At 66.9% G+C, this 11,422-nt stretch carries 8 protein-coding genes; 2 read left to right on the top strand and 6 right to left on the bottom strand.

Annotation, left to right across the window (positions count from 1 at the left end):
- Window positions 1-11: 11 nt before the first annotated feature.
- The 3 genes from NEF64_RS16690 to NEF64_RS16700 form a co-directional block, all read right to left on the bottom strand.
- On the bottom strand, window positions 12-557 hold the full coding sequence (locus tag NEF64_RS16690; RefSeq protein WP_052149179.1) for an energy transducer TonB: 546 nt from the start codon (window positions 555-557) through the stop codon (window positions 12-14).
- A gap of 111 nt (window positions 558-668) precedes the next feature.
- The gene (locus tag NEF64_RS16695) at window positions 669-1,997 is read right to left on the bottom strand and encodes an aspartyl/asparaginyl beta-hydroxylase domain-containing protein (RefSeq protein ID WP_235516508.1); all 1,329 of its coding nucleotides are present in this window, start codon (window positions 1,995-1,997) and stop codon (window positions 669-671) included.
- Window positions 1,972-2,316: a hypothetical protein gene (locus NEF64_RS16700; protein WP_056409013.1), complete on the bottom strand. Its 345-nt coding sequence runs from the start codon at window positions 2,314-2,316 to the stop codon at window positions 1,972-1,974. The genes NEF64_RS16695 and NEF64_RS16700 overlap by 26 nt, the downstream gene beginning before the upstream one ends.
- A 93-nt stretch (window positions 2,317-2,409) precedes the next feature.
- Between NEF64_RS16700 and NEF64_RS16705 the strand changes: the two genes are divergently transcribed.
- The gene (locus tag NEF64_RS16705; protein ID WP_235516507.1) at window positions 2,410-3,471 is read left to right on the top strand and encodes a hypothetical protein; all 1,062 of its coding nucleotides are present in this window, start codon (window positions 2,410-2,412) and stop codon (window positions 3,469-3,471) included.
- A gap of 107 nt (window positions 3,472-3,578) precedes the next feature.
- Here NEF64_RS16705 and NEF64_RS16710 read toward each other — a convergent pair whose 3' ends face one another.
- Window positions 3,579-6,704 (bottom strand): TonB-dependent receptor domain-containing protein, encoded by a 3,126-nt coding sequence (locus NEF64_RS16710; protein WP_056409011.1) that lies wholly within the window; start codon window positions 6,702-6,704, stop codon window positions 3,579-3,581.
- A gap of 227 nt (window positions 6,705-6,931) precedes the next feature.
- Between NEF64_RS16710 and NEF64_RS16715 the strand changes: the two genes are divergently transcribed.
- On the top strand, window positions 6,932-7,465 hold the full coding sequence (locus tag NEF64_RS16715; protein WP_031394532.1) for a hypothetical protein: 534 nt from the start codon (window positions 6,932-6,934) through the stop codon (window positions 7,463-7,465).
- Between the two features lie 65 nt (window positions 7,466-7,530).
- Here the strand turns inward: NEF64_RS16715 and NEF64_RS16720 are convergent, their stop codons facing one another.
- Both NEF64_RS16720 and NEF64_RS16725 read right to left on the bottom strand, forming a co-directional pair.
- Window positions 7,531-9,018: a glycosyltransferase family 39 protein gene (locus NEF64_RS16720; RefSeq protein WP_159043715.1), complete on the bottom strand. Its 1,488-nt coding sequence runs from the start codon at window positions 9,016-9,018 to the stop codon at window positions 7,531-7,533.
- 63 nt (window positions 9,019-9,081) lie between these two features.
- Entirely contained in the window at window positions 9,082-11,388 is a 2,307-nt protein-coding gene (locus NEF64_RS16725) for a glycoside hydrolase family 3 N-terminal domain-containing protein (protein ID WP_414711859.1), read from the bottom strand.
- Window positions 11,389-11,422: the final 34 nt, after the last annotated feature.

Below are 11,422 nucleotides of genomic sequence, written 5' to 3' on the forward strand. Positions count from 1 at the left end.
CGGCGTGTCGATCAGTCGCCCGGCATCGCGCGGGTATGCATCTCGCGGGTTTCGTCCTGCGCCAGTTCATACTGGCGTCGCCACTCCGCCTTGGTCAGGCAGATGCGCTGGCTTGCGACGAGCGAGCCCGTCCTCGCCTGCGCACGACAGATCTTCTTCTCCGGCAACGGCCCCGCGGTTGCTGACGCGGTCGTGGGTCGGACACCCGCAGGCAGCGTCCACACGACTTGCCCCTCCTGCCGGGTCGTCGGCCCGCCGCCGCCCGGTGCGACATAGGCCGCAATCTGCGCATGCGAGAACAGGAAGTCGCACGTCGCCTCGTCGAGCGCGGCAAAGCCGCTGCTCTTCGAAACCGCACATTCGCGCAACCGCCCCTGCCGATCGACGGTGACGCTGATCCCGACGGTTCCCTGCTCGCCGCGACGCAGCGCTCCGCGCGGATAGTTGGCGAGCTGAACCCGTGCATTCTTTTCCCGGAGCGCCTGCAGCGCGGGATCGTCTGCAGATGCAGTGGAGACGGGTGCGATTTGCGCCCCGACGGCTGATAGGCCGACCATACCCCCGACGAGCGCGATGACCCACGACCCTCGGCTTGCCCATGACAGCGTCGTCCGCATAGTTTCGTCTCCCAGCCAGTATTTCACCACCGCAGCCTCGCGCGGGCAAGCTCAATCCACCACGTCGCCCGCCATGCCCAGCTGCGCGCCGAGCGTCCCGAACATCCGCCGCATCATCGCGATTTCGCTCGCGGTGAGATGCGGGTTCCAGACGTCGACGATCAGGACGGCACGAATCTCGTCGCTGTCGTTCCACGCCTCATGCTCGATCGTGTCGTCAAACACGAACGCCTCACCGACGCGCCACGCTCGGGTCTCGCCACCGACCCGAAAGCCGCATCGGTCGGGAACGATCAGGGGGAGATGCACGACGGACCGGATATTGCTGACCCCCGTATGCGGCGGCAGCCGCGTGCCGGGCTTGAGGACCGAGAAGAACGCGGACGGCCCGCGGCCGGGAATGTCCGCCAACGGCAGCGTCTCCAGCATCGCCGCGGTTTGCGGGCACCGCGTGCACACCGCATCGTCGCGCACGCCATACCGCCACAGATATCGGGCGCTCCAGAGATCCGACCCGTCGAGCGGGGTCCACCGGTTCGGCGGCGTGCCCGGCGTCATCGCGACATAGGGCGCGAAGCCCGGTGCCCCATCGGCAAGAAGGTTTTCCAGCTCTGCGCGGATCGCCGGCGTGGCCGCTTCGAACGCGGCCAGCCAAGGAAAATGCCGCCGCGGAAAGAATTCGTCGGCGGGCAGGAATGGAAAATGCAGCCCATGGGGTACCGGCGCATGGATCGCCCGACGACCGAGCATCGCATCGATACAGACGTCGATGCGACGTCGGTCGTCCGCGGCCGCATCCTCCCGCAACGGTGCAAGCGCCGTATCGATGGCATCGGACAGCGCACGTGTATGCTGCGCGATCCTATCAGACGCACGGACGAGGAGCTGGCTTAACGCCGGCGACCGCTCGGGGAGCGACTGAACGATCGTGGCCACCCCACCCCAGCGAAATGCCGCCGCCGCAGTGTTACCGACGCGGTCCTGCAGTTCGGCCAGCCGGACGTTCGCCATCAGATTGCGCTGGTCGAGCGCAAGTGCGCGTTCGAGCGCGGTCTGTTCCCCCACGCTATCGCCAAGCCCGCGATAGGCACTCGCCAGGTTCATCCACAACGGCGTCGCGGCAGGGTCAGCCGTCGTCGCGCGCGCGAAATAGCCGACCGCCATACCATCGCCCCGCGCCAATGCGTCGAGGCCCAGCGCGTTGAGCGCAACAGGATGTTCGGGCGCAATGCCGAGCACGTCGTGAAAGACGGCGCAGGCCCGCGCACCGTCGCCGGCACGCTGCGCGGTTTCGGCGGCTTGCAACAACATCTCAAGCGACGGCCCCGGCTGCTGGCGCATCACCGGGGCGCCGTTATTGCGCACCGCTACGTGCGGCACGTTCGACCATTTCCTGTCCAGCGGCACGTCCCGCCTGCGCGATCTGGTCCCATTCCGCGCGGGTGTGGCATTCGCGTCGCGTCTCGATCAGCGATCCCGACGGCGCCGATCGCTTGCAGATCCGACGCTCGGCCGGCGGCGTCGCGGCCGGTGGCGCCTCAGCGCGCTGCGCCATCGTCGCGCCGGCCGCTGTCACAGCGAGCGCGGACGGCGCCGCCACGATCAGCGACGCCGCGGCAAGACCCGATCGGACCGCCGATCCACACCATGTCGTCCGCATCATCGTGCCGCTCCGCAATGCATTGCCGGTACGCATCATGACGGGTCCTTTCAGTTTCGCAACGAAATTTTGGCCGATTCGGACGTACCAAGATCGGTGGCGGTCGGGACTATGATATGCGATCCCGATGCCATGACCCGTCCGACCCGCCCGCCCGCCCCCTTCCGGGAATCCGCCACGTCCGTCGGCGCACAGATCGGCGATCCGTGCTGGCTGGCCCATCGTTACGATCCGGACCATGATGCGGTGCATTTCATCGCGGCGGACCGGGCGCAGCGTGGCGTGGCGACCTTCCTCACCGACGAGTATCTGCCGTCGTCGGCCACGCCGATCGTGGTGCCACGCCGCGACGCCGTCGCGGCCGCCCCGCCCGCTGCATCGGTTCATTTCATTTTCCACTCGGCCTATTGCTGTTCGACGATGCTGGCGCAGGCACTCGACATGCCGGGCTTCGCCACCGCGCTGAAAGAGCCGGTAATTCTCAACGATCTCGTCGGCTGGCGTCACCGCGGCGGTCATCCCGCGCGCGTCGGTGAGGTCCTCGATGCGACGCTGAGACTGCTTGGCCGCGCCTTCGAGCCCGGCGAGGCCGTGGTGATCAAGCCCTCCAACGTCGTCAACGCCCTCGCGCCGGCGATGCTGGCGATGCGGCAACAGGCTCGCGCCGTGCTGCTCTACGCGCCGTTGCGCATCTATCTGACGTCGATCGCACGAAAGGGCATGTGGGGCCGGCTTTGGGTGCGCGAGCTTCTCGCCAAGCAGCTCGCCGATGGCATCGTCGATCTGGGCCTCACGCCCGAGGACATCTTCAGGCTGACCGATCTGCAGGCGGCAGCGGTAGGGTGGATCGCGCAGGCGGATCTGTTCGCTGGCCTGGTCGCCCGCTTTCCGGACCGCGTCAGAACGTTGCAGAGCGAAACCCTGCTCGCGAACCCCTTGGCCGCGGTGACGGCCCTGGCACGATTCTATGCGCTGCCCGACGATCCGGCGACCGTGCAGGTGCTGCTCGACGGCCCTGCTTTTGCGCGCAATGCCAAGGACGGCAAGAGCTATGGCGCGGCGGACAGGGCACGCGAGCACGAGACCGGCGCGGCACTCCACGCCGACGAGATCGACAAGGTGGTCATCTGGGCAGAGGCGGTCGCACGCACCGCCGGCGTCGCGCTTGCTCCCCCGGCGCCCCTGCTGGGCTAGGCGCTCGTCCCGCCACCACGCGCAGCCGATAGTTTCGCGGTCGAGCCCGGACAAAAAAAGGGGCGGTTCCAAAGAACCGCCCCAATCCAGACCGAGATGGCCTGACCCTAGAAGTGCAGGTTCGCACCGATCGCAAAGCGGCGGCCCAGTGCGTCATACGTCGACGGATAGGTGTTGCCGCTGTTGAAGCTCGTCGAACCCACCGTCGAGCCGACGAGCGGCGGCTGCTTGTCGAACAGATTCTGGACCGTGACGGTCAGGTCGAAATTCTCGGCAATGCCGATCCGCGTCGACAGGTCGATATAGTCGTAGGACGGGATCCGCGTGAAATCCGCAGACTGACCGGCAAGAGCGCCACCGGTGAGCGTACCACTGAACGCCGCCCCGTTGCCGTTGACGACATCGTCCGGCTCCTGCTGGACGTTATCGATGTGACGCCACAGCACCGAAACGTCGATGTTGTCGACGAAGGTGAACGTCGCACGAGTGTTCCAGGTGAATTCGGGCTGGATCGAGCCCGAGCCCCCAGCCGCAGCGCTGGCCGCGCCACCGCAATTGACCGAATAATAGCCGATGCACTCACGGGTGATGAGGCCCGGTGCGGCCTGGAAGGTCGCAGAGTTCGACCAGTTGCCCTGGAACGACAGGCCCAGTTTGACACCCTGAGTCAGCGGCGTGCGATAGTTGATCGCGAGATCGATACCATCGGTCTTGACGGTGCCAAGGTTCGAGATTGCAGCCAGCAGACCCCGCGTGGTTGCCGGATCGCCGTCGAGGCCGCCCGTGACCGGGTTTCGCGAGATCGCGAGGCAGGCCGGGCTGGTGGCGCTCGCCGCGGTGATGGTGTCGAAGCAGTTGGAGATGATATCGCCCGGCGCGAACTGCGAAATCGCGCCCTTGATCTTGATGTTGTAGTAATCGACGTTGATCGAAAGGCCGGGAATGATCTGCTGCGGCTGGATGACGAGGCCGAGCGTGTAGCTGTCCGACTTTTCCGGACGCAGGTCGAGGTTACCGCCGGACGTGATGTTCGCCTGACCCGCAGTCGGAACCGCAATGAGACCGATGGTCGAGGCCGGTGCACCCTGCGCAAGGCAGACGGCGCGCAGATTGGCATCGTTGACCGGCGCTGCACCGGCGCAACGATCGGTCGCCAGGTTGGTCAGACCCGTATTCACCGGCGAGAACAGCTCGCTGATCGTCGGTGCGCGGACTGCACGCTGATAGCTGCCGCGAACCTTCAGGCCCGTGACAGGCTCCCAGCTGCCGCCGCCCTTGTAGGTGGTCGTGTTATACGAGGGCGAGTTGGCCGCGAAGACCTTGTAGTGCGAGTAGCGGACGCCCGCTTCGAGCGTCAGGCTCTGGAAGAACGGACGATCCTGGACGAGCGGTGCGATGAGCTCGCCAAAGCCTTCGCTGACTTCATAGCCACCGTCGATGTTCGGCGCGGCGCCACCGGCGCCACCAAGTTCGCCAGCGGTCTGTGCCAGCGTATCCGAACGCTGCGACGCACGGTACTTGCGATACTCCGCACCGGCCGCGAAACCGATCGAGTCGCTCGCGAACGGCGAGGCAAAGCCGAAATCACCGTTGAGAACCGCGCGGGCCTGCGCCAGCGAGGTACGAACGGTCGTCGTGCTCTCACCCGTGATATACGAGGTCATATCGGGGGTGATCGAACCGTCGGCACCGAAGACGTTGAGCGGAACGCAGCCGGTTCCCGCGTCGATCGCCGCACCGCCGGGCGCACCGCCAAGGCAGCTGGTGGTATTGGTTGCATAGACCGCGGACCGTACGCGCGACGTCAGGACATAGCCCTGCAGCGTCTGCGTATTCTCCGATTCACCGTAACCGCCCGAGACGTCGAGCTTGATACCCTCGGTCAGCCCGACCTTCACGCCGGCACGATAATCGAAGATCGTCGTCTGGAAGTTCGAGATGCGCGGCCCGACCTCGGTCGTCCGGCGCGACAGGTTTGTCGTGATCGTGCGGAAGTTCGGGTTTGCGGTCGTCACGCCGCCCACGGTGACGGTAGGGCTGGTCGCGGCTGCGGCAAGGTCGCACTGCGCCTGCGTGATGCTGGCGGCGGCGCAGAACTGGTTTCGCGCACCGGCCGGCAGATAGGGGTTCGACAACGGAACAACGATCGACGAGTTGAACACACCCGACGGCGCGATGATCGTGTCGACGGTGTTCTTCGAGAACAGGCCGCGCGTATAGATTTCGACGCTGTCCGACACTTCGTAATGGCCGGCGCCATACATGTTGAACCGCTCGAACGGCGTCTGGAAGATGTTGTACGGGTTGAAGTTGAAAGGAATGACCGCCGTCGTCAGCGAGCCCGTGGCCGGGTTGATCTGGCGACGACCGCCAAGCGTGAAGACCGATGGGACCGTCGTGCCCGAGCCGCTGCTCGCGCCCGAGAACGAGTCGTAATTCTGTACCGAATAGTCGCGCTCGCCCTGATAGACGGGATCCGACTGCTGGTACCCGACCGAGAAGACCGCGTTACCGCGGCCATCGTCGAAATTGGCGCCGATCGTGATGTCGCCGCGGAAATACGCGCCATCGCCACGCTCGGTGATCTGGTTCGAAACCGAGGCGTCGATGCCCGAGAAATCCGACCGCGTGATGAAGTTGACGACGCCCGACACGGCGTCCGCGCCGTAGGTGGTCGCGGCGCCGCCGGTCAGCGTGTCGACCCGCTCGACCAGTGCGAGCGGGATGTTGTTGAGATCGACGCGACCGAGCAGACCCGAGGGTGCGATGCGGTTGCCGTCGAGCAGGACGACGTTGCGGAACGAGCCAAGGCCGCGAAGATCGACATAGGACGCGCCGCCGTTACCGTTGTTGACGGCCGAACCGATGCTCGGCGTCGCACCCGGCAGCGTGCGCAGAATGTCTTCGGCGGTGTTCGACTGGCGAAGCTTGATTTCCTCCTGGCCGATGACAGTCACTGGCGATGAGGCGATCAGCGCGGGGTTCTTGATCAGCGAGCCGGTAACGACGATGTCACCCTGGCTGTTCTCCGTGCTCGGCGCGGCTTCCGACGTCGTCATGCCGACTTCGCCCTGGGCGTTGGCGCCCGGCGTGGTCGACTGAGTCGCGGTCGCGCCGCCGGCGCGGATCCCTGAATTGTCACCTTGGACCTGTGCGAAGGCTGGCGTGGCGAACGTCGTCGCCCCCATCAGCAACGTGGTCGCAAGCAAATGGGCGCGAGCAGCAGATGTCATAAATACCCCTTTGTCGCCGGTGATTGCACCGTGCATTTTCTCCGGTTTTTCCGGTTCTGGTCACGATCTATCCAGCCACGCCATTGCGCTGCAACAATTATCGTCGATTCGGACCTTTTCTCATTTCGTTTGCGACATCACCGTGACATAACCGCAACATAGTGTCGTATGGTGAAACTCGAGGCTGGGTTCTGCCAAGCCAAAGCTCATAAGGCGATCATATGCGAATGTTGTCGGCCATCTCTGTTACCCTGTCAGCGCCGCTCATCGGCGCCCTGCCGATCGCCCCGGCTGTTGCCGCGCAGGCCAGAGAAGACTCTTCGAAGACATTGGATGCGCTGGCCGCGTGCCGGGACATAACGGCCGATGCAACCCGGCTTGCCTGCTTCGACACGACCGCCGGGCAGATTGCGCGCGCGCGCCAGGCAGGCGACCTGCTTGCGCTCGACCGCGGCAAGGTTATCGAGCGCAAACGCCAGCAATTCGGCCTTGCCGATGCCGGTCAAAGCCCGCTCGGCGGCGGTGAGGCGGATCGCGTCACACGCGTTACGGAGGTGCAGACCACGATCACCACGGCAAAGCCGGCGAGCTATGCGCGGTTCGCGCTGCAACTGGCGAACGGCATGGTCTGGGAAACGATCGAACCGCTCTCGCTGCAACCCCGGCCGGGTACCGCAATCACCATCCGGCAGGCCGGCTTTGGCGGGTTCAAGGCGTCGATCACCGGCGAGCGCGCGATTCTGGTCAAACGTCGGCGTTGAACCCCGTCGCTATCTTCGGCACCTCGTGAAAAGGTGGCGTCCTGCGGTCGTGGACGGGCTTCAGATCAGGGCCGACATGCTCGGCGCGCCCGCGGGATATCGATCAGCGTCACCGCCGGGGTGGTGTCACGGGTGAGCGGTCGGGCGGTCGCCGCCGGATCGTCAAGTATCGGCGGATGAAAGGGTCCCCATTCGACCACCGCGGCGCAACCCCGGTCGCGAATCACCGCAAGCGCGGCGGCGGGCGACAAATGCGTGCCCGAATACAGCCCGTCGGCCCAGCGTTCACGATAGGCCGACTGAACGACGATCGGTCTCGGGCCCTTGAGCTCCGCGTTTGAGCGATAGCGATCAAGCGCCAGCGCGACCGCATCGTCGCCGACGATGACGAGCGCGGGCTTATGGCTCCCGATCAGGGCCACGGCCTGGTGCCAGTGCTCGCGCTCACGGCTGGGCAGCCAGCTCGCCAGGCCGATGGCACTCAGGCCGAGCAGGATGGCGCCGCTTGCACGGGCGACGGGGGGCGACTTTATGCGCGTCACGCCGAGCGCCACGAGGACCAGCTCGGGTCCGCTCGCCCAGCTCAGCGTGCGCGGCAGGAATATCGGCACCCGCTGGCTGATCACGAACAGCAGTAGCGGCGCGCCGATCGTCAGGACAGCGAGCAGCCGCACTTCCGGTCGCGCCGCACGTACCGCACACGCTGCGAGCCCGGCGAACAGGCCTGCCAGCAGCAGCATACCCGCAATCCCCGTCTCATGGGGAAAGAGCGGCAGATAGACCTGCGCCGTCATCGCGACCGCGTCGCGCCAGGACGGCGTGGCGATCCACGCGATATTGGTCACGGGCATTGTCATCTGGCGGACGCTGATCATCGCCCACCATCCCCAGCCTGCCAGCACCGCGACGTTCGTCGCCAGCCACCGCGCCTGTGCCCGTCGGTCACTCCACAGCAACCAGAGCATTGTCACCCCCGCCAACCCGGCAAACAGCGCGACCGTCGTATGCGTATACAGGCCGATGAGCGTCGCAATGCCGTAGAGGACTAGGCCACCCAGCGTCCGGCGACGCAGATAGAGCACCATCCCGGTGCAGGCGAGCAGCACCGCCAGCTGCGCGAGCGCATAGCCGCGCAGCTGTTGGCTTAGATCCGTGCCCAGCGCGGAGAGCGACAGCAGCGCGGCGGCGAGCAGCCCGGCCTTCGCATCCCCGACCGCTCGCCCTAGCCCGTATGCCGCGCCGATCCCCGCCGTCCCGATCCCGATCGGCAGGAGCCGCACCGCGACATCATCCTGGCCGACCAGCGCGATCCAGCCCGACAGCATCGTGTAGAACAGTGGCGGGTTGGTCTCGCGCAGCATCCAGCTGCTCCACAGCCGCGACACGGGCTGGCGCGCGAACTCGAGCGACGCCAACTCGTCATACCACAGCGAATACTGCGCCGTGTGGATGCGGAATGCCGCAACGGCGACGAGCATCAGCGCCAGCATCAGCGGCGCGCGCAGGCGTCCCGCCGCCGCCGGGGAACCACCATGCTGATCGACCCGCTTCACCCGCATCGCCTTTCCCGATCACGCGCGCCCGCACAAGGGGCGGCCTCACCGCATCGACGATCGTCAGACGAGCTGGAACTCCCCGGATACACCCTCAGCCTGTGCGGACGGCGCGATCCACAGGTGGAAGCGGCCCGGCTCGACCGTCGGCACGAGATCCCGGCCGATGAAGAGCAGGTCGTCGCGACGCAGCGTGAACGACACGACCTGCCGCTCGCCCGGTTTCAGTGCGACACGGCGAAACGCTTTGAGTTCGCGCACCGGACGCGTCACGCTGGCCGCCAGATCGCGGATATAGAGCTGCACGACCTCTTCGGCGGCGCGCGTGCCGCTATTGCCGATCGTCGCGCGCACCGTCAGCGCGCCATCGGTCGACAGACGCGCAGCGCCGAGATCGAGCGCTTCGTATTCGATCGCGCCATAGGTCAGGCCATGACCGAACGGGAACAGCGCCGCGTTGGCGAATTCGCGGTAGCGCGCCTTGTATTCGAGCAGCGGGCCCGGCGGGTTGGGCCGCCCGGTGTTCTTGTGATCATAATGATAGGGCTCCTGCCCCGTGGCATGCGGAAAGGAAACGGGCAGCCGCGCCGACGGCCCGGTCTTGCCGAACACGATGTCGGCGATCGCCGGCCCGTCCTGCGACCCCAGGAACCAGGTGACCAGGATCGCCGGCGCCTTGAGCACCGCGTCGCTGAGCACCAGTGCACGGCCGGTACGCAGCAGCACGACGATCGGCGTGCCGGTCGCGGCCACCGCCTCGACCAGCGCCATCTGCGCGGCGGGGATCACGATTGACGCCCGCGACTGCGCCTCGCCCGACATGCGCTGGCTCTCGCCGACCGCCAGCAGGACGACATCGGCCGCGCGTGCGGCGGCCACAGCTGCGGCAATCCCGCCGGGGAGCGGATCGTCGATCCCCGACCCCGGCGTCACGCTGACCTGCGCCGGGTCGGCCACCGCTGCACGGATACCGGTCGCCAGATCGACCGCTTCGGCGTCGGTGCCGTACACGTTCCACGGACCGATCAGGTCGTGCTGCCCGGCCGCGAACGGGCCGATCAGCGCGATCCGCCGCCCCTGTCGTGGCAGCGGCAGCAATGCGCCCTCATTCTTCAGCAGGACGATCGACCGCGCCCCCGCATCGCGCGCCAGCGCCAGCGTCTCGCGCGTCCGGATCCGCGTCTTCTCGCGACGCGGGTCGATCCGCCGGAACGGATCGTCGAACAATCCGAGCGCGACCTTGAGCGCGAGGACGCGGCGGACCGCCTGGTCGAGCCGCGCCATCGGGACCTCGCCCGCCGCGACGAGCGCCGGCAGATGCGCCAGGTAAAACCCGCTTTGCATGCTCATGTCGACGCCGGCCATGAAGGCGAGCTTGGTCGCTTCGCGCGCATCCGTCGCAAAACCGTGCGCGATCAATTCCTCGTCGCCGGTATAGTCGGACACGACCAACCCGCCAAAGCCCCATTCGCGGCGCAGGATCTGCGTCAGCAGCCACGCATTCGCGGTCGCCGGGACGCCCGAAATCTCGTTGAACGCCGCCATCGTCGTCGCAGCGCCGGCGTCGAAGGCCGACTGGAACGGCGGAAAATACACCTCGCGCAGCGTACGCTCGGACACGTCCACCGTGTTGTAGTCGAGCCCGGCTTCTCCCGCGCCATAGGCCGCGAAATGCTTGGCGCAGGCCGCGACCGCGTCCGACGCCGCCAGTCCCCGCTCGCCCTGGAACCCGCGGACCCGCGCGGCCGCCATCATCCGGCCGAGCAGGACATCCTCGCCCGCCCCCTCGACACCACGGCCCCAGCGCGCGTCGCGCGCGACATCGACCATCGGCGCGAACGTCCAGTCGATCCCCGATGCCGCCGCCTCGGCCCCCGCGGCCCGGGCAGTGCGCCGCGCAAGTTCGGGATCGAAGCTTGCCGCCTCTGCCAGCGGGACCGGAAACACGGTCCGCAGCCCGTGGATCACGTCGGCGGCGAACAGCAGCGGGATCTTCAATCGCGACTGGCGCATCGCAGCGGTCTGCATCCGCTGTGCCATCACCGCGCCATTGCCGTTGAACACCCCGCCCAGACGCCCGGCGCGGACCTGCGCGAGCTGTTCGTCGAAACTCGACGACCCGCCCGCGGGGTTGAGCGCGGTCGCCGCCCCCCCCGCCCAGGCCGCAGCCATCAGCGTCAACTGCCCGGCCTTCTCGACGACGGTCATGCGCGCAAGCACGGCTTCGACCGATGCGGGCAGGGCACGCGGCTGTGCCGTCTGCTGCAGCAGCGCGCGCGCGGGGCTCGCCGCCCAGGCGGTCACCGCCCCGGCCCCCATGATCATCGCCCGTCGTGAAATCGTCCGTTGTGCCATCGTCGCCGCCGTCATCCGCTAACCCTTTGTCCGTGCCTGTTTCGACCGC

The organism is Sphingomonas aerolata, assembly GCF_023935825.1.
In the GTDB taxonomy this organism is placed as follows: Bacteria; Pseudomonadota; Alphaproteobacteria; order Sphingomonadales; family Sphingomonadaceae; genus Sphingomonas; species Sphingomonas aerolata.

What these genes read in the sequence shown, in the direction of transcription:
- NEF64_RS16690 (WP_052149179.1), bottom strand. Translation starts at nt 557, where the DNA reads ATGGTCGGCCTATCAGCCGTCGGGGCGCAAATCGCACCCGTCTCCACT.
- NEF64_RS16700 (WP_056409013.1), bottom strand. Translation starts at nt 2,316, where the DNA reads ATGATGCGTACCGGCAATGCATTGCGGAGCGGCACGATGATGCGGACG.
- NEF64_RS16705 (WP_235516507.1), top strand. Translation starts at nt 2,410, where the DNA reads ATGACCCGTCCGACCCGCCCGCCCGCCCCCTTCCGGGAATCCGCCACG.
- NEF64_RS16710 (WP_056409011.1), bottom strand. Translation starts at nt 6,704, where the DNA reads ATGACATCTGCTGCTCGCGCCCATTTGCTTGCGACCACGTTGCTGATG.
- NEF64_RS16715 (WP_031394532.1), top strand. Translation starts at nt 6,932, where the DNA reads ATGTTGTCGGCCATCTCTGTTACCCTGTCAGCGCCGCTCATCGGCGCC.
- NEF64_RS16725 (WP_414711859.1), bottom strand. Translation starts at nt 11,388, where the DNA reads ATGACGGCGGCGACGATGGCACAACGGACGATTTCACGACGGGCGATG.